General features: G+C 52.2%; 19 protein-coding genes. 2 read left to right on the top strand and 17 right to left on the bottom strand.

What is annotated here, in order from left to right:
• Positions 1-48: 48 nt before the first annotated feature.
• The 15 genes from ffh to BMY11_RS08725 all read right to left on the bottom strand — a co-directional run bounded on the left by ffh (position 49) and on the right by BMY11_RS08725 (position 15068).
• The gene (gene ffh / locus BMY11_RS08790) at positions 49-1422 is read right to left on the bottom strand and encodes a signal recognition particle protein (protein ID WP_090574092.1); all 1374 of its coding nucleotides are present in this window, start codon (positions 1420-1422) and stop codon (positions 49-51) included.
• 23 nt (positions 1423-1445) lie between these two features.
• Entirely contained in the window at positions 1446-1820 is a 375-nt protein-coding gene (gene ylxM / locus BMY11_RS08785) for a YlxM family DNA-binding protein (RefSeq protein WP_371262776.1), read from the bottom strand.
• A 117-nt stretch (positions 1821-1937) separates the two neighbouring features.
• A complete protein-coding gene (gene ftsY / locus BMY11_RS08780) occupies positions 1938-2939 on the bottom strand; it encodes a signal recognition particle-docking protein FtsY (protein ID WP_090574091.1) in 1002 nt (333 codons plus the stop codon).
• Positions 2940-3048: 109 nt separating this feature from the next.
• On the bottom strand, positions 3049-6624 hold the full coding sequence (smc, locus tag BMY11_RS08775) for a chromosome segregation protein SMC (protein WP_090574090.1): 3576 nt from the start codon (positions 6622-6624) through the stop codon (positions 3049-3051).
• A 140-nt stretch (positions 6625-6764) separates the two neighbouring features.
• On the bottom strand, positions 6765-7457 hold the full coding sequence (rnc, locus tag BMY11_RS08770) for a ribonuclease III (RefSeq protein WP_090574089.1): 693 nt from the start codon (positions 7455-7457) through the stop codon (positions 6765-6767).
• Complete coding sequence (fabF, locus tag BMY11_RS08765; RefSeq protein ID WP_090574088.1) at positions 7447-8688, bottom strand: beta-ketoacyl-ACP synthase II; 1242 nt, start codon at positions 8686-8688, stop codon at positions 7447-7449. Before fabF ends, rnc begins: the two co-directional genes overlap by 11 nt.
• A 137-nt stretch (positions 8689-8825) precedes the next feature.
• Positions 8826-9062 carry an acyl carrier protein gene (gene acpP, locus BMY11_RS08760; RefSeq protein ID WP_090574087.1) on the bottom strand — a complete coding sequence of 79 codons (237 nt, stop codon included), beginning with the start codon at positions 9060-9062 and terminating at the stop codon, positions 8826-8828.
• Positions 9063-9144: 82 nt separating this feature from the next.
• Positions 9145-9897 carry a 3-oxoacyl-[acyl-carrier-protein] reductase gene (gene fabG, locus BMY11_RS08755; RefSeq protein WP_090574086.1) on the bottom strand — a complete coding sequence of 251 codons (753 nt, stop codon included), beginning with the start codon at positions 9895-9897 and terminating at the stop codon, positions 9145-9147.
• 299 nt (positions 9898-10196) lie between these two features.
• A complete protein-coding gene (locus BMY11_RS29245; protein WP_256217362.1) occupies positions 10197-10322 on the bottom strand; it encodes a hypothetical protein in 126 nt (41 codons plus the stop codon).
• 193 nt (positions 10323-10515) lie between these two features.
• Positions 10516-11442, bottom strand: coding sequence for an ACP S-malonyltransferase (gene fabD, locus BMY11_RS08750; RefSeq protein WP_090574085.1), 927 nt, complete (start codon positions 11440-11442; stop codon positions 10516-10518).
• Positions 11443-11495: 53 nt separating this feature from the next.
• Complete coding sequence (locus tag BMY11_RS08745) at positions 11496-12482, bottom strand: beta-ketoacyl-ACP synthase III (protein ID WP_090574084.1); 987 nt, start codon at positions 12480-12482, stop codon at positions 11496-11498.
• An 8-nt stretch (positions 12483-12490) separates the two neighbouring features.
• Positions 12491-13480 (bottom strand): phosphate acyltransferase PlsX, encoded by a 990-nt coding sequence (plsX, locus tag BMY11_RS08740; RefSeq protein ID WP_090574464.1) that lies wholly within the window; start codon positions 13478-13480, stop codon positions 12491-12493.
• Entirely contained in the window at positions 13464-14081 is a 618-nt protein-coding gene (gene fapR, locus BMY11_RS08735; protein WP_090574083.1) for a transcription factor FapR, read from the bottom strand. Before fapR ends, plsX begins: the two co-directional genes overlap by 17 nt.
• A 226-nt stretch (positions 14082-14307) precedes the next feature.
• Positions 14308-14481 (bottom strand): 50S ribosomal protein L32, encoded by a 174-nt coding sequence (gene rpmF / locus BMY11_RS08730; RefSeq protein WP_090574082.1) that lies wholly within the window; start codon positions 14479-14481, stop codon positions 14308-14310.
• Between the two features lie 77 nt (positions 14482-14558).
• Positions 14559-15068, bottom strand: a complete 510-nt coding sequence (locus BMY11_RS08725; RefSeq protein ID WP_090574081.1) for a YceD family protein — start codon at positions 15066-15068, stop codon at positions 14559-14561.
• 161 nt (positions 15069-15229) lie between these two features.
• On the opposite strand from BMY11_RS08725, the gene BMY11_RS08720 reads away from it, so the two are divergent.
• Both BMY11_RS08720 and BMY11_RS08715 read left to right on the top strand, forming a co-directional pair.
• Entirely contained in the window at positions 15230-16477 is a 1248-nt protein-coding gene (locus BMY11_RS08720) for a nucleotidyltransferase (RefSeq protein WP_090574080.1), read from the top strand.
• A 117-nt stretch (positions 16478-16594) separates the two neighbouring features.
• The gene (locus BMY11_RS08715; protein WP_090574079.1) at positions 16595-17851 is read left to right on the top strand and encodes a nucleoside recognition domain-containing protein; all 1257 of its coding nucleotides are present in this window, start codon (positions 16595-16597) and stop codon (positions 17849-17851) included.
• Positions 17852-17867: 16 nt separating this feature from the next.
• Here BMY11_RS08715 and coaD read toward each other — a convergent pair whose 3' ends face one another.
• On the bottom strand, positions 17868-18380 hold the full coding sequence (coaD, locus tag BMY11_RS08710) for a pantetheine-phosphate adenylyltransferase (RefSeq protein WP_090574078.1): 513 nt from the start codon (positions 18378-18380) through the stop codon (positions 17868-17870).
• Positions 18381-18409: 29 nt separating this feature from the next.
• Positions 18410-19012, bottom strand: a complete 603-nt coding sequence (gene rsmD / locus BMY11_RS08705; protein ID WP_090574077.1) for a 16S rRNA (guanine(966)-N(2))-methyltransferase RsmD — start codon at positions 19010-19012, stop codon at positions 18410-18412.
• Between the last annotated feature and the right edge of the window lie 143 nt (positions 19013-19155).

Here is a 19155-nt window from a genome sequence, read left to right as displayed (position 1 = left end):
TTTGAAATTCACCTCCTTCAAAAAATTTTCGTATGCTTATCTCCTGGCTTAGAAAGGGAACTTCATGCCTTTCGGCAGCATGTTCTTCAGACCTTTCATGCCGCCCTTTGGACCTTTAGGACCCATCATCGAGGAGAATTGCTTCATCATCTTCTTCATATCGTCAAACTGCTTAATGAGGCGGTTAACTTCCGTAATGGAAGTGCCGCTTCCCGTAGCGATACGCTTACGTCTGCTGTGATTCAGAATTTCAGGCTTCTGCTTCTCAGCTTTCGTCATCGACTTCACAATCGCTTCGACGCGGCCAATCTGCTTCTCATCCACCTTGAAGTTCTTCATATCCTTCATTTTGCCCATACCAGGCATCATGTCGAGCAGCTGATCCAGCGGTCCAAGCTTGCGAACCTGTTCCATCTGATCTAGGAAATCCTCGAACGTGAACTCCGCCGTGCGCATCTTGCGCTCCATCTCAGCCGCTTTCTCAGCGTCAATGGTCGAATGGGCTTTCTCGATCAGCGAGAGCATATCGCCCATGCCGAGAATTCGGGAAGCCATCCGCTCCGGATGGAACGGCTCAAGTGGTTCAATCTTCTCGCCAGTCGCCGCGAATTTAATCGGACAACCGGTTACTGCTTTAACCGACAGCGCAGCACCACCGCGCGTATCGCCGTCCAGCTTCGTAAGAATAACACCTGTCAGCTCAAGTTGGCTATGGAAACTCTGTGCAACATTAACAGCTTCTTGACCTGTCATTGCATCGACAACCAGGAGCACTTCATCCGGCTTCGATACATCATGGATCTGACGAATCTCAGCCATGAGCGCTTCATCAATATGAAGACGTCCCGCTGTATCGATAATGACATAATCATGACCGTTGTCCTTCGCGTGTTGAAGACCTGCGCGTGCAATTTCGACCGGTGACGTTTGATCACCTAGCGTAAAGACAGGAACACCGATCTGCTCGCCGAGTACTTGCAGCTGCTTGATCGCTGCAGGGCGGTAAATATCGCCAGCAATCATGAGCGGCTTATGCTTGTCCTTGAGGAGAAGCTTCGCCAGCTTAGCGCTGGAAGTTGTTTTACCTGCACCTTGCAGACCAGCCATCAGAATGACAGTCGGTGGCTTATTCGATTTAGCCAACTTCGATTGCGTACCGCCCATTAGCTCCGTAAGCTCTTTGTTTACGATATCGACGACGACCATGCCAGGCGTGAAGCTCTTCATCACTTCCGCTCCGATAGCCTGTTCCTTCACCTTCGCGATGAAATCCTTGACGACCTTGAAGTTAACATCGGCTTCCAATAAGGCTAACCGCACCTCGCGCATCGCTTCGTTAACATCATCCTCGGACACTTTGCCTTTGCCGCGCAGTTTGCCAAACACGTTCTGCAGCCTGCTGGACAATCCTTCAAATGCCATGATCGTCACCTCCTTTGTTCTTACTATGTAGCGCCATTTACTTCATCGCGCAATCCCTTTGCAATGTCTTGAAGCTTCGTTCGAAGCTCTTCATTCGACCCTGCTAGATCTGCGAGCGACTCCAACTTGTTCAGCCAGTTCTCCGAAGCAGCGTGCTTGCGCATCAACCCAAGCTTGCTCTCGTAGCTCTCCAGAACCGTTCCGGCACGCTTCACATGCTCATACACAGCTTGCCTTGTAATATCGAACTCGGCAGCAATTTCACCGAGTGTATAATCATCATGAAAATAATATTTAAGAAAAGTTTGCTGCTTCTCAGTCAGCAACTTCTCATAGAAGTCAAACAGCATATTTATTCGGTTCGTCTTCGCCAGGGCGTCAGATTCATGGATCATCATGCTTCCCACTCCTTTGCGTCAAGGCAATTACCTTTACACCAATTCCACGACGCTTATCATAGCGCATCTCAATATAGGCTGTCAAGTAAAAAAGGTTGACGCCTGCGATGACAATGATTATTCCGCCGTTTCAGCCTCTTCTTCAACACTTTGAAGCAGCCCACCGAACAGCGCGTGAACGAATTGCTCGGAATCAAACTCCTGCAGATCGTCCATTTTCTCGCCAAGACCGACCAGCTTCACCGGCAGATCCAGCTCATTGCGGATTGCAATGACAATACCGCCTTTTGCCGTACCATCGAGCTTCGTCAATACGAGACCCGTTACGCCGCTCTTCTCGCCGAACAACTTCGCTTGGCTAAGCGCATTCTGACCTGTTGCAGCATCGAGAACGAGCAGTACCTCATGCGGCGCACTTGGCACTTCACGCTGAATGACGCGGAAGATCTTGTTCAGTTCTTCCATCAAGTTATGCTTATTCTGCAAACGTCCAGCCGTATCGCACAGCAGCACATCAATGCCGCGTTGCTTCGCCGCATGAACCGCATCGTACATAACCGCGGCTGGGTCTGCGCCTGATTCCTGCTTGATCACGTCAACGCCAACGCGCTTGCCCCATACCTCCAGCTGCTCAATCGCACCTGCGCGGAATGTATCGCCTGCTGCAAGTAGAACGCTCTTACCTTCGCTCTTGAACTTGTGCGCGAGCTTGCCGATTGTCGTTGTCTTGCCGACGCCGTTAACGCCTACGAACAGAATGACAGTCATGCCTTGATCTGCCATGCGCAGCGCTGTTGCTGCATTGCCTTTAAGTAGATCTACAAGCTTCTCGGACAGAATTGGCTGCAGATCGGATGCATTCTCGATTTTACGTTTCTTCACTTCTGCACGTAAATCATCAATAAGTTCCATCACCGTATTTACGCCGACATCCGCGCCAATTAGAATTTCTTCGAGCTCTTCATAGAACATTTCGTCAATCTTCTTGCGGCGTGAAATCAGATCTTCGATCTTGCCTACGAAAGCCGTCCGCGTCTTCGTCAGACCTTCCTTGAACTTCGATGTAACTGCTTCGGTCTTCTGTGCAATGCTTTCTTTCAACCGTTTAAAAAAACTCATCTGATGTCCTCCATCCCTTTAGTTGCAAAAGCCGGGCCCAGGCGCAATCATGCTGCTGCCTAAGCTCCGGCTCTACAATACGTTCGTTCTTTGCTGCAAGCTGCAGCAATTAAGCAGATACCGCTTCTTCGTCCTCCAACCGGACCGAAACGAGCTTCGAAACGCCGCCTTCCTCCATCGTTACCCCATAGAGTACATCAGCTTCCTCCATCGTCCCTTTACGGTGTGTTACGACGATAAACTGCGTAAGTTCCGAGAATTCGCGCAAGTATTGTGCGAATCGCGCAACATTCGCTTCGTCAAGCGCAGCTTCAACCTCATCGAGCACGCAGAATGGCACTGGTTTTACTTGCAAAATTGCAAACAATAGCGCTATAGCAGTAAGTGCGCGCTCGCCGCCGGAGAGTAGCTGCAAATTCTGCAGCTTCTTGCCAGGGGGTTGGGCTACGATATCAATACCGCTATCGAGTACCCGATCTGGATCGACCATGATGAGGTCAGCGCGTCCACCGCCGAACAGCTTCGCGAAGACAACGACAAAGTGGCCCCGAATCGCTTCGAAGGTGATGCGGAATCTCTTGCTCATCTCTTCGTCCATCTCGCGAATGACTTGATACAGCGTCGTCTTCGCTTCGATAAGATCGTTCTTCTGATCATTCAAGAACGTGTACCGCTCCCTTACACGTTCGTACTCATCAATTGCGCCAAGGTTTACTTCCCCAAGGGTCGTGATTCGACGCTTCAGTTCACGCACTTCGTTCTGAGCAGCCAGTACATCCTCTGGAACCGGATAGCGTTCCTTCGCCAGCTCGTAGCTGAGCTCGTATTCCTCGCTTAGCTTACGAAGCAGGTTATCAAGTTCAACATCAAGACGGTTCACTCCAATTTCGATCTGTCGAAGCTGATCTTCGATGCTGCGCAGCTGTGTGCGCTGCTCCTTCGTCTCGCTCTCGCCCTGCTCAAGCTCACGAGTAAGCTCAGCACGCTCGGCGCGTTTCAAGTCTGTCTGCTCCGCGCAGGAATCCTTCTTCAGCTTCAAAGCGTTTAGCTGTTCAACCTGCTTCACGCTCTCAGCCGCATGCTGAGACGTCTCTTCCTCTTGGCGCATAAGCATTTCGCGCAAGCCGGATAGCTCCTGCTTCGCGCGGCCCACATCCGTTCGGATACGGGCAGCTTGGTCCTCGAATGACATCTTCTCTTGGTCAGTCTTGGCTAGGGCGATCTTAAGATCCGTCAACTGATCCTGCAGTTGCTCTTTGGCCGATTCGCCGGCTTTACGGCGATCTTCAGCCATACGAATCCCTTCCTGCAGCCGCAGTTCTTCCTTCGTCAGCACCTCAAGCCGTTCTTCCGCATCCTTCGCCGACAGGCTCAGTTGCTGCTGCTCCGATTTATGCCCGGCACTGTCCGCTTGGAACAGCAGTGCCTGATCATCCAGATGGCGCTGCTCATTATCGAGCTGCTGGAGCTCCGCACGCAAGTGCTGCTCCTCTATCCGTACCTTCTCACCTTGTGCGCGTAAGTCATCGACGTTCTGATTGCGAATCGACTGCTCCTTGCGGAGGTCGCTGATCCGGTCGCGAAGCTTCGTAATTTGCTCCCCTGTCACTTTAATCTCTTCATCTAGCTGTTCAATCTGCCGCGTACGGCCGAGCAGATTGGCGCCTTTCTTCTGAATGCTGCCGCCTGTCATCGAACCGCCTGCATTAACGACGTCACCTTCGAGAGTAACGACTCGGAATCGGTACTGACACCGTGCCGCAATTCGGTTCGCATGCTCGAGCGTCTCAGAGATAAGCACGTTGCCGAGTAAACTTTCCGCGATCTGCGCATACTTCGCATCGCATGAGACAAGCTCAGCGGCTATGCCGACGAAACCTTCCATGCCGGCAATTGTTCTGCGATCATGCTCCGGAATATTCCGCCCGCGAATAACATCCAGTGGCAGAAATGTAGCTCGTCCAAGCTGCCGAGACTTCAAGAACGCAATCGCCGCGCGTGCGGAGCGCTCATCGTTCATGACAACATGCTGGAGCGCGCCGCCAAGCGCGGTCTCAATCGCGAGCTCGACCTTCTCTGGCACGCGAATAAGTTCCGCGACAGCGCCGTGTACGCCCTCAACACCGCCAGATGTACGGCGAGATGCTTTCAAGATCTCACGGACGCCTTGCATAAAGCCATCAAGGTCGTCCTGCATCTCTTTCATCGTGTCTCGGCGAGAGGTGAGTGCTTCAAGCTTCTGCTCCCACTTGCGGACTGCGCCGCCTGCTTCCTCTAGCAGCTTCTGGCCGTTCTGCAGCTGCTCAGCTTCCGTAATGTACTTGTTACGGAACTTGTTAATGTCAGAGAGCGTCGCCTCAAGCTTCTGCGTCAGCTCAGCTCGTCTAGCCTTCAGCTTATCGTGCTGCTCTTGCCACTTTGTATGCTCAGCGCCGAGCCGTTCCATCCGGCGCTGCAGCGCATCTTCCTGCTGATTCGCATAACGGATTTCATTGCGCAGCTGAGCCATCGTACTCAGCACATCAAGCAGCTCGCCTTTGAGCGATTCTTCCGCATCACCGGATGCCGATGCAGCGGTACCAAGAAGCTGCGCTTCTTCAAGCGTCAGCTTCGCCCGCAGCGCGTTCAAATCGCTATCAAGCGCAGCCGCCTTGCCGCGGAACTCCGCCTCTTCCTTCGTCAGCGCCTGAATTCGCTCATTCTGTGCAGCGAGCGTCGCTTCGAGCTGCGTCCGGTTCTGCTCCAAGTTGCGTTTACGCTCCTTGAGCACCTCGCCGTAGCCTTCGCATTTCTCATACTCTTCGCTATATTGCAGCATCGACTCATGAAGTCGGTCAAGCGTCTCCTCCAGCTCACGCAGCTTCAAACGGTCCTTCTCGAGCACCGCATCATGCTTGCTTACGACTGTGGAAAGCACAAGCTGCTCTTCCTGCAGCTTTGCCATCTTCGCATTCGATTCATTCCATGACTTGTGTACGGTATCAATGTTATGTACATACATCGAAATTTCTGCATGCTTCAACTGATCTCGCAGCTGCTTGTACTGAATCGCTTTCTCTGATTGCACGCGCAGCGGTTCAACCTGGTCTTCGAGCTCCGTTACCAAATCGTGAATACGCAGCAGGTTAGTCTCCGTCTCATCCAGCTTCTTCTGCGCCTCGCGTTTACGCGACTTATACTTCACGATGCCTGATGCTTCTTCAAAGATACCGCGTCGGTCTTCCGAACGGGTACTTAGAATCTCTTCAATCCGGCCTTGTCCGATAATGGAATACGCCTCTTTACCGATACCCGTATCCATGAACAGTTCCGTTATATCTTTCAGTCGGCATGACTGCTTGTTAATCAAATATTCGCTATCACCGCTACGATGAACACGGCGTGTGACCGTTACCTCGTTAAAATCAAGCGGCAACGCATTGTCGGAATTGTCCAGCGTGAGCGATACTTCGCCGAAGTTCACCGCTTTGCGCGCATCGCTGCCCGCAAAAATAATATCTTCCATCTTGCCGCCGCGAAGACTCTTCGCGCTTTGCTCACCCAATACCCAGCGGATGCTATCACTAATATTGCTCTTCCCGCTGCCGTTCGGGCCAACAACAGCCGTAATACCTCGGACGAATTCCAACTCCGTCTTATCGGCAAACGACTTAAACCCGGCTAATTCAATCCTTTTCAGGAACATCGCTTACCTTCACCTCAACGACTATTGTACCATACTTGCCGAAAAAGGACATGACGAGTAACCTTTTCCAGTTCGTAAAAATGCCCTTAAATGCAAAAAATCCGGTTACCAAAAGGCACCAGAATTTCGGCTTAACCTTATTACTGAGCAAGCTTTCTCCAAGCTTCCGCTGCAGCCTGCTGCTCAGCCTCTTTCTTCGTCCTGCCGGCTCCGGAGCCGTAAGACGTATCCCCGATATATACTTCTACAACGAACTCTCGGTCATGTGCCGGACCGCGTTCTTCCATAATCCGGTACTCAATCGGACCCATGCTCGCATGCTGCGCTTTCTCTTGCAGCGTCGATTTGAAGTCCTTTACGAGCAAACCGCCATCGCTGTCGATATGCGGGAACATATGTGTCGCAAGAAAAGCTCTGACGGATTCCAGCCCTTGATCAAGGTAAATCCCGCCGACGAACGCTTCAAACAAGTCAGCGAGCAGTGCCGGTCTCTGCCTTCCTCCCAGCTGCTCCTCACCTCGTCCAAGAAGGACATGTGAACCCAAATCTAGCATTTCCGCGAAACGGGCAAGCGAAGGCTCGCATACGATCGAAGCTCTCATCCGGGTTAACTGGCCTTCGGGCCGCTCCGGGAACGTCCGGTACAAGAACTCCGAGACGGTGAGCTGCAGAATCGCATCCCCTAGAAATTCAAGCCTCTCGTTATGCTCCATAGCACTCTGACGATGTTCGTTCACATAAGAAGTATGGGTGAACGCCTGCTTCAGCAGGCGCACCGTACGAAATCGGAGCTGCAGACGCTGCTGCAGCTCTTCAAACTTATCATGCTTCATATTTTTTCATCACGATCGTAGCGTTATGACCGCCAAAACCGAACGAATTAGACAAAGCGTATTTCACGTCTGCTTCTCTCGGTGTGTTAGGGACATAATCGAGATCGCATTCAGGATCTTGATTATCGAGATTGATCGTTGGTGCAATAACGCCGTTCTGAAGTGTAAGGCCGAGAATAACCGCCTCTACACCGCCCGCTGCGCCCAGCAAGTGACCTGTCATCGACTTCGTCGAGCTGACTGCCAGCTTGTATGCATGCTCACCGAACGTCTTCTTAATCGCAGTCGTCTCGGAAAGGTCACCAACTGGCGTTGATGTTCCGTGCGCATTGATATAGTCGATCTGAGTCGGTTCGATCCCGCCATCACGAAGTGCTTTAACCATACAACGCGCTGCGCCATCCGGATCCGGCTCTGTCATGTGATGCGCATCGCCGCTCATGCCGTAGCCGATGATCTCCGCATAGATATGAGCACCGCGCTGCTGCGCATGCTCAAGCGATTCCAGAATGAGCACACCGGAGCCTTCGCCCATGACGAAACCGTCGCGGTCTTTGTCGAATGGACGGGAAGCCTTAGCTGGCTCATCGTTACGTGTCGACATCGCACGCATCGAGCAAAAGCCTGCCATGCCTGTCGGACGGATTGTCGCTTCAGCACCGCCGCAGATCATAACGTCTGCATCGCCGCGCTGAATCATTTTGAACGAGTCACCGATGGAATGAGTACCCGTCGCACAAGCAGTTACTGCTGTGCTGTTCGGGCCTTTCGCGCCTGTTGCCATCGATACTTGGCCGGAAGCCATGTTCGCGATCATCATCGGAATGAAGAACGGGCTAACACGCTTAGGACCTTTCTCCAGCAAAATATTATGCTGATCTTCCCATGTGCCAAGTCCGCCGATACCTGAGCCGATCATAACGCCAATGCGCTCAGCATCGACATTGTTGCCGATATCAAGTGCAGCATTCTTCACAGCTAGCAGGCTGGCTACAACAGCGAATTGAACGAAGCGGTCCATACGGCGCGCTTCTTTCTTGTCGATATTGTAATCTTCTGGATTGAAGTTCTTGATTTCGGCTGCAATTCGTGTCGGATATTCGGAGAAGTCAAATGCATCAATGACAGAAACACCGGACTTCCCTTCCATCAAATTACCCCAAAATGTATTTAAATCGGAACCGAGCGAAGTCATAACTCCCATGCCCGTAACGACTACTCTCTGTTTCATTACGATTCACCTCTGATTGGAAACCCTATTGGTTAACGATATCTATAAAAACGCTAATGCGCTTACAGCATTCATAATGGCAGATGCCTTAAATATGGAGAGAAGTCCCGCTTTGACGGGCGGGACTTATCCGTTCTTTACTTAGCTAGAGAAGATATGTAATTAACAACTTCCCCTACACTCGTAATTTTCTCTGCATCTTCATCAGAGATTTCCATATCGAACTCATCTTCCAGTTCCATGACGAGTTCTACGACATCAAGAGAGTCTGCTCCAAGATCTTCTTTAAACGAAGCCTCTAGAGACACCTCCGATTCATCAACGCCAAGGCGGTCGACAACGATGCGTTTTACACGATCATATACATCGGACATCCGGTTCACCTCCTCCATGGTATTATACGAGAATTGATTGCAAAATGCCATACTCCGCGATTCTAAAGCTATTTGGCTAGCTTTACATGTACATGCCGCCGTCTACATGGATCGTTTGGCCTGTCATGTAAGCTGCTGAGCCAGATGCCAAGAAGCGGACAGCTGCCGCAATATCTTCTGGATTTCCAAGTCTTGCAAGCGGAATATCCGCAGCAAGCTTCTCACGCATCTCCTGCGGCAGCTTATCGGTCATATCCGTCTGAATAAAGCCAGGCGCAACGCAGTTCACAGTAATACCGCGGGAAGCCAGCTCTCGCGCAGAAGCCTTCGTCAAGCCGATAACGCCTGCCTTCGCTGCCACATAGTTAGCCTGCCCCGGATTACCGAGAACACCGACAACAGAGGAGATATTAATGATCCGGCCCGAGCGTTGCTTCATCATTTGACGCGTTACCGCCTTGATGCCGTTGAATACGCCTTTAAGATTCGTCTCAATGACTTGATCAAACTCTTCTTCCTTCATGCGCATGATTAGATTGTCACGCGTAATGCCCGCATTATTCACGAGGATGTCAATGGAGCCGAATGTTTCGACAACCTGCTTGACCATGCTATCGAATTCATCGGTTTTGCCGACGTTCGCTTTGAGCACGAGCGAACGGCGTCCAAGCGCATCGATTGCTTGCGCCGTCTCAGCTGCTGCTGCCTCGCTGCCGGAATAGTTGATGGCAACGTCTGCACCTGCTTCAGCCAGCGCTATGGCGATGGAGCGGCCTATGCCGCGGGATGCTCCCGTGACTAGAGCTATCTTACCTGTAAGGTCGCAAAAACTCATGGGAAAACCTCCATTTTTCTTTAAGTACCCCCTAAATCCCCCTAACTAGGGGGACCCCAAGGGTCTACCGACCCTCTGGACACCCGGAAAGGTCTAACGTTTGTGCTACAGAGAAGCGCTCGCGAGGTGGCGTAAGTGCTGGGCCTCGCTTTCGTCCCTCGCGGGACACGCTTAACGTTTGGCGTTGTTTAGCGACCTGGTGTCCCTGCGGGACCATGGTAACGTTACGCGTTACAGAGACGCATGGTGCGGTAGTGCGTGCTGGGCTCGCTTTCGTCCCTTGCGGGACACGCTTTAGGTTAGAGCGAGTGGTCAGCCTGCGCGCCTTCGGCTGGCTTCTTGCCCGGCGGCATACCCCCGCCGGTGTTAGTGTCACCGCCTGCGCCGGCTTGTGCCGTATCCGGCACGTTGCGCCTGCGGCGCAAAACCATTGCACCTGCGGTGCTAAACCCAAAAACCTGCACCTGCGGTGCTAAACCCGAAAACCTGCACCTGCGGTGCTAAACCCGAAAACCTGCACCTGCGGTGCTAAACCCGAAAACCTGCACCTGTGGTGCTAAACTGAGAACTGCACCTGCGGTGCTATTGCGCCTGAGGCGAGAATATCGCCTGAGGCGATTAGAGAGCTACTGCCTTCAGAGCTTCCAAGCTGTTGATCGAAATGATAGTAACCGACTTGTCAATCTTCTTAATCAAGCCCGCTAACACTGTGCCTGAGCCGATTTCGACGAAAGTGTCTACGCCTTGCTCGATCAAATATTTGACGCTGTCTTCCCATAGAACCGGGGAATACACTTGTTCTGTGAGCAAGCTGCGGATTTCTTCCGCTGCTGTGACAGGCTTAGCCGTTACGTTCGCGATGACCGGGACAGCTGCGTCGTTGACTTGCACGTTCGAGAGAACCTCTGCGAGTTTCTCAGCTGCTGGCTTCATTAACGACGAATGGAACGGGCCGCTCACTTCTAACGGAATAACGCGCTTCGCGCCGGCTTCTTTGCCGCGCTCTACTACACCTTGAACGCCTGCCGCTGTTCCCGATACTACGATCTGGCCAGGGCAGTTTACGTTTGCTAGCTCGACTGAGCCTGCATCAGCCGACACGCTTGCGCAAAGTGCCGCGAGAGCTTCGCGTTCTGCGCCGAGTACAGCTGCCATTGCACCTTGACCACTTGGTACTGCTTGCTCCATAAATTCGCCGCGTGCACGTACTGTACGGACAGCATCCGCAAAGGAAAGCGATCCCGCTGCTACAAGAGCGCTGTATTCGCCGAGGCTATGGCCTGCGACGAAGTCTGGCTTGATGCCGCGGTCCTTCAACGCTTCCAGAAGCGCAATACTTACAGCAAGCAATGCTGGCTGTGTATTCGCAGTCTGCTTCAGCTTTTCTTCAGGACCGTTAAAAATAATATCGCTAAGCGCAAAGCCGAGTGCTGCGTCCGCTGAGTCAATGATTGCGCGAGATGCATCTACAGCTTCATAAACATCTTTACCCATGCCAACGGCTTGTGCCCCTTGGCCGGGAAATACAAAAGCGATTTTGCTCAAACCATTGCACCTCCGAACTGGCTATTTTCGAACACTAATAATGAAAGAATAATTTACCAAATGAGTACGGAAGCGCCCCAAGTCAAACCGCCGCCGAAGCCAACCATGACAAGCTTGTCGCCTTCCTTCACGCGGTTCTGCTCAACAGCTTCTGCCAGTGCAATCGGAATGGACGCAGCTGACACGTTGCCGTATTTATCAAGGTTGATCATACATTTTTCAGGAGGCAGATCGAGTCGGTTAATCGCCGAGTTGATGATCCGAATATTCGCTTGATGTGGAATCAGGAGATCGATATCCCCTTTGTCCATACCTGCTTTACGCAGCGCTTCTTCAGCGGCATTACCCATGATGCGAACCGCAAATTTGAACACTTCGTTGCCCGCCATATAGATGAAGTGCTGCTTGTTCTCGATACTCTCCGGAGAAGAAGGTATACGCGAACCGCCTGCACACACTTTGAGCAATTCGCCGCCTGCGCCGTCAGCGCCAAGCTCAAACGATTGGAAGCCGCGACCCTCCGCCACTTGACCAAGCACAACCGCGCCTGCGCCATCGCCGAACAGGATACACGTGTTGCGGTCTGTATAGTCTGTAATGCGGGACAATGTCTCCGCGCCGACTACGAGCACATGCTTATACATGCCAGTTGCGATCATGTTCGAAGCTGTTGCTAGACCGTAGATGAAACCGGAACAAGCAGCCGACAAGTCAAATGCTGCCGCTTTCTTCGCTCCGAGCTTCTCCTGCAACAAGCAGGCTGTCGACGGGAAGAACATATCCGGTGTAATCGTTGCTACTATGATTAGATCAAGATCCTCTGCTGTAATGCCGGCAGCTGCCAGCGCCGCCTTGGAGGCGTTAAGCGCGAGATCCGACGTTGCTTGCTCAGGAGCTGCAATCCGGCGCTCGCGCATGCCAGTCCGCGACACGATCCATTCGTCGTTCGTCTCAACCATCTGTTCCAATTCCTGATTCGTCAAAATCCGCTCTGGCACATATTTGCCCGTGCCGAGAATGCCTACGGGATGTAGTTGCATAGTCCCACTCACTTCCTGCTAATTTCAGCTGCGATTGACGAAATTAAGTTGCTCTCAATTGCTAATTTCGCTTGCCTTACAGCATTTTTGACTGCTTTCACATCCGAAGAGCCGTGGCATTTAACAACGAGACCGTTCACGCCAAGCAGCGGCGCGCCGCCATGCTCTTTATAATCCATTTTACCCCGAAGCTGCTTCATTCTCGGCAAAACGATTGCCGCCGCAAGCTTCGTTAGTAAGCTGCTTGTGAATACGTCGCGGATCGCTTTGAATAGCGTTCCCGCCGTACCTTCCATCGCTTTAAGCATAATATTGCCGGCAAAGCCGTCACAAATAAGGACATCGCAATTGCGGAGCAGCACATCGCGCGCTTCCACATTGCCAATAAAATTGATCGGTGCAGATTCCAGCAGCTCGTAAGCCGCTTTCGTCAGCTCATTCCCTTTCATCGCCTCAGTTCCGACATTAAGCAGCCCAACCCGAGGCTTCTCCATGCCGTTCATTTTGCTGCGATAAATACTTCCCATAATGGCATACTGAAGCAAGTGCTCCGGCTTCGCATCCATATTCGCACCAAGGTCAAGCGCGAGACAGCCTACATCATCCATCGTCGGCAGCATGGTTACGAGCGCTGGGCGCTCCATGCCTTCCATCCGTCCAACGACGAGCAGTCCTGTCGTCATCAGCGCGCCAGTATTGCCTGCAGAGAGCATCGCTTCCGCATGACCTTCCCGCACGAGCTGACCAGCCATGACCATCGAGGAAGTTTTCTTCCGCCGAACGGCTTTAACAGGTTCATCTTCAGGCCCAATGACATCATCCGCATGAATGATTTCAATATTGGAAGGCTTCTTCGTGCCAAGATGCTTCTCAATCTGCGCCGTATCCCCGACAAGAATAATTCGGAGCTCCGGCCATTCCAGTGCTGCTTCCACTGCGCCTTGCACGATTAGTGAAGGGGCATGGTCGCCTCCCATCGCGTCAATTGCGATCCGCACCATTCATTCCTCCCTCGATGACCGGCTCGCCTGCGGAACGGAAGATGATGAAATGGCCTTGAAATACCATCTCATCGCCTACGTAAGAGCAAACTTCAACCTTCGCCTTGCTGCGGCCGCCGGAGCCAGAACGCACGTAAGCTTTCGCAATGCATTTCTCTCCAAGCTTCACAGAACGTACGAACCTGATGTCCGCAGTTGCCGTGAGCGCAATCTCATCGTTAATAACTGCAACCGCTAGTGAGTTCGCCTGAGCAAAGACATGATGTCCGCGGGCAATGCCGGTTCTTGAAAATACATGTTCCTCTTTAATTTCAAAAAGCGAGATGCCGCTGTGGTCCAGCTGCAAATCTACAATATCCCCGATTATCTCGTGCAGCGGCAGTGAACGGACGGGGTCATACGAACGTTCCGCCATTAACTTCATTCGTTCCCGCAGCTCGGGAATGCCGAGCTCTAGCCGGTCAAGCCGCACCGTTTGAATACTAACCTTTAGTTGACGTGTCAGCTCCTGATCCGTAATGAACGGATTGTCCTCAATCAAACTTTGCAGCAGCTGATGTCTCTGTTTCTTCGGAAGACGTTCGATGGCACACACCACCTTTGCCTAATGTTCTAAGTATGTACCTCTGCTTATCATCATACACCATTACAAGCTGCTATTATAACCAGGTACTAATAGTATATAGAAGAAAACAGCATCGCGCAATATTCAGTCGCCTAATTGCGGTCCAATATGGCCACGACAAATGGCGCAAGCCAACGATTCTACAAAGTAAAAAAATAGTACTTCACCCTTAGGATGAAGTACTATTATCTGCCTAAAACTATTGCTTGATGATCTCTCTTGCTTTGTATGTCCCGCAAACCTTGCACACACGGTGAGACAATTTCAACTCTCCGCATTGCTCACATTTCACCATACCTGGCACCGCCAGTTTGAAATGCGTGCGGCGTTTGTCACGACGTGTTTTGGACGTTCTACGTTGTGGTACTGCCATGTTTCCCACCTCCTTAACAGAATTCGGCGCAGATGCATGATTGTAATGCATCATTGAGTATTAAGCAAGCCCTTCACTTAATCTCCGTTGTTGAAAAAATCTTTCAAGGCGGCGAGTCTTGGATCAATACGATCGGTTGAACAACCGCAATTTTGCTCATTCAAGTTAGTGCCACAGGAGTGGCAAAGACCCTTACAGTCTTCTTTACAAAGCGGCACAAAAGGCAACGCGAGCATTAGCATTTCTTCAAGAAATGGGTCCAGCTCGAGCTTGTCTTCCTCCACTGGAATGATGGCCTCTTCTTCATCGCCAGTTAGCTTCGACTCTGGCTTGAAACGCTCATAAAACGGAACGACAACATGCGTATGTGTCGGCTCCAAACACCGTGAGCACGCAAGCTCAGCATCGACGGACAGCTTTCCCTCCACATGGGCAACACTGTCTTCGCCCCAAGTGGTCATATTGACTTCCATCGGGCTCGTACTGATGATGTCTTTACGAACTTGCTTCAGCCAGTCGGTGTCCAAGCTTGATTGATAAGAAATCTTCAATCCTTTGGACGCTAATTCTCGAACATTAATCTCCATACGATCACTCCAAACAAACAAAGTTTATTATATCGACTATTGAATAGTTTTGTCAACATTTTCACGACGTGATATTATAACAAAAGCAAAAACGATTACAACTTCACCCAGAAAAAGCATACCGTTTTGTGCTTATATATCCTACTTTTGGAGGAATAGCAATGCGGACAGTTGGGCTTATTGTCGAGTATAACCCATTTCATAACGGTCATCACTATCATTTACAGCAATCGCTCAAAATAACGAACAGCGATGCTGTCATCGCCGTGATGAGCGGGCACTTCCTGCAGCGCGGCGAGCCCGCGCTGCTGAATAAATGGACGCGCGCCGAGATGGCGCTACGCGGCGGCTGCGACGTTGTCATTGAACTGCCCGCCGCCTATTCTACGCAGGCGGCGGAATGGTTCGGCTACGGCGCTGTGGCGCTGCTTGAGGCGACAGGCGTCGTAGACGCGCTCTGCTTCGGCAGCGAGGCCGGCGATATCGGGCCGCTGCGGCGGGTTGCCCGGCAGCTCGCACATGAGCCCGCGGCATTCGAGGGGCTCATGGCGGATTGCCTCAGCGGCGGCGTGAGCTATCCGGCTGCGTATAGCGAGGCAGTCCGCCGGTTCATGCTGGCCGCGGGCGATGATGAAGCCGCCGCGTTTCCGCTTGCGCAGCCCAATAATACACTTGGGCTGCATTATTTGCTCGCGCTGGAGCGGCTTGGCAGCGCGATTGAGCCTTTTACGGTGCGTCGCGAGAAGGCCGGCTACTCGCAGACAAGTATTACTGACGCGCAAATTGCGAGCGCAACTGCGATTCGCGGCATCGTCTTGGGCGACGCTGCATCACCAACGGATGCAGCGCCTTATGTTCCCGCCTCTACGCTGGAGCTGCTGCTTCGCGACAACGCGCTCGGACGCGCCCGAAACAGCTGGGCGCAGTACGAATCGGCTTTGTTCCATAAACTCGTGAGCGAGCCAACTGTAGCGCTTGAGAGGTATCATGAGATGAGCGAAGGGCTCGAATACCGGATCAAACGAATGCTCCCTGAACTAGAAGCCCTTCATTTCGAGTCGCTGCTGGACAAACTGAAGACGAAGCGCTACACCCGCACGAAGCTCCAACGAGCCTTGCTTGCCGTACTGCTCGGGCACTCGAAGGAACTGCTATCGCGCGAGAGGCTTCGCGAAGGGATTCAATATATTCGCGTGCTCGGTTTTACGAAGCGAGGCCAGGAACTGCTAAAGCGGATGCGCAAGACGGCGAAGCTGCCGATCCTAACCAGCGCCGCCCGCGCACAGGATCATGATCCTTTCTTGGCGCTTGATATCCAGGCGACCTCCATCTATGCGTTGGGATGGCCAGACCCAACGCCTCGCGATCTGTTTCGCGATTACTATGAAAAGCCGATTACGATTGACTAAGCTAGCTATAAGCTTGGTCTAACCGCAAGAAGACAAGCGTAACAATATAGTGGCTCTGTTTGTCATATTCTGATATGAGTTACTCAGAGACACTATATCTGCAATGGAGTGAGTTGTATGACGCGCACCATTACGTACGCTTGTTTATCCATCCTGCTCGTAGCCGCCATCATCATTCGGCCGGACGAAGCTTTTCAAGCTTCATTGCAAGGATTAACTGTCTGGTGGAATATCGTCTTCCCCGGACTTCTTCCATTCCTTGCACTGCTTGAGCTCATGCTCACCTTCGGCGCTGTCCACGCCCTCGGCACATTGCTTCACCCGCTCATGCGGCGGCTATTCCGCCTGCCGGGCGAATCAGGCATCGCCATGGCGCTCGGCTGGACAGGCGGGTTCCCGCTTGGCGCTGAAGCCGTCGCTTCCCTTCGCCGCAGCAAGCTCGTGACGATCGCTGAAGGCCAGCGACTGCTCGCACTCTCGCATATGCCAAGCCCGCTGTTTATGCTGCTCGTCGTCGGCTCTGGCTTTCTTCATCACCCGGAGCTTGGCGCGGCTATCGCAGCAGCTGTATGGCTATCAGCATTACTGACATCTTTCGTTACAGCGCACTTCACTCCTGCAGCTGCGTCCGCCCCAGCTTCAACTCGCAACAATCCTGATTCAGAAACAACAGATAATTACGATACACGCGCCAAACAAGCGCCGCCTTCCTCGCTGCTGCGACGTGCCTCTACAGCAATGCAAGCTGCCAACAAGCGCGACGGCCGCACATTTGGCAAAGCACTTGGCGACTCTGTCGTTGTATCTGTCTACAAGCTAATGGCTATCGGCGGCTTCATGATGTTCGCAGCTGTTCTTGTCCGCCTCTTGCAGCCACTCATGCCAGAGAATATTCCCGCGTTCTTACTCCCTGCTTTTCTAGAGAGCCATATCGGCGTTTATGCCGCTGCAACTACAAAATTCGCAGGCGGTATCCCCTGGACCGCCGCATGCTGTGCAGCCGTGCTGAGCTGGAGCGGCTTAAGCGCACTCCTACAAGCCGGCGGCATGCTTACCGGCTCCGGCTTATCACTTGCCCGACTCGCAGCATCTCGGCTTGTTCAAAGCCTGCTCGCTTTCATCATCACACTTCTGGCATGGAAGCCTGCCGGCAAGCTCATACAAGCCCTCTTCCCAACCGCCGCTCCCGCCTTCACGCAAACAGAAAAAACAGGCGCTGCCACGGATGCTACGATTCGCGCTAGCGATCTGCATTCCCTATGGCCGTATACGCCCGTTCTGCTGTTTGGGTTCCTACTCGCCGTATCCGTTCTCGTCATGATCTCCACAGCCATAACGATAGCCTCACGGGCGAAACGCGACCCGCTAAACTAAGCGTGGCTCGCTTTCGCTAAGTACGGTCCGTGTACTTCTCCACCAGTGCTTCCGCCACTACAGGTGGGACGAGATCCGTCACGTTCCCGTTGAAACGCGCGATCTCTTTTACAATGCTTGAACTGAGGTACGAATACTTCGGATTCGTCATCATGAAGATCGTCTCGATCTCGCCATCGAGCTGATGGTTCGTTGACGCCATCTGCAGCTCATACTCAAAATCCGTCACAGAGCGGATTCCTCTGACAATGACATGAGCATCCTTTGAGCGCATGAAATTGACCAGCAGATCGCGGAAGCTGTCAATCGTCACATTCGGCAGATCCTTCGTCACTTCCGCAAGCAGCGCCTTGCGTTCCTCCACCGAGAAGAGCGGATTCTTACTCGTATTGTTGAGCACCGCAACGATTAAATGATCGAATTGTTTGGCAGCGCGGCGGATGATGTCCAAGTGTCCGCATGTAACAGGATCGAAGCTGCCCGGATATACAGCCACCTTCTGCCCGGGTAATCTCGTTGTAGCTGTCATGTTATTAGCCTCCATATGTACAGTTGGCTTTATTCGCCATCTCTTGTTTCTTCATTGAATTCGCCTTGCTGTTCTCCATCTTGCTCATATCGATAGACCGTTACAGCGGTATCGCCGTATTGCGATCGTTTCATCTGGACGATCCCTTCGATTGACTCCGGATAGATAACCTCAGCATCATGCTCGACGACAATTTTCGCGCGAGGCGCCAATAAGCCCCGTCCAGCGAGCTCTGCCATCAGCGTGTCCATTTCCTTCATCCGATAAGGCGGGTCCAGAAAAACAAGCTCAAACTGCAGTCCTCGCTTCTCCAGCGCTTTCAGCGCACGAAGCGCTTCTGTACGGTAAATCTCCGCATTTTCCGCTACGCGGGCAGCTTGTACATTATGCTTGATCACTTCAATACTGCCGCCGTCCAGATCAACGAACACCCCGCGCTCCATCCCTCTGCTCAATGACTCAATGCCTAGTCCTCCCGTACCTGCGAACAGGTCGAGCACCATGCCGCCATCGAAATACGGGCCAATCATACTAAATATCGCTTCTTTCACTTTATCGGTTGTCGGTCTCGTGTTTTTTCCCGGCACCGCTTTTAAAGACCGGCCTTTCGCCGACCCTGCAATTACTCTCAAAGCTGTCCAAAGCCCCTTTCATTCCGCTTGCCAATTTATAAATAATATCGTAACACAATTTCCCGTCCGTGTTAAAGGATTCACATGCTTGTTTGTCATGACCTCCCCTCTTGGCGCCTATATATAAGCAAACAGATCGCAAG

Origin of the sequence: Paenibacillus sp. OV219 (assembly GCF_900110075.1) — a bacterium.
Taxonomy (GTDB): Bacteria; Bacillota; Bacilli; order Paenibacillales; family Paenibacillaceae; genus Paenibacillus_Z.
Note: the sequence above shows the minus strand (reverse complement) of the source record. Positions and strands in the feature narration are given on the sequence as shown.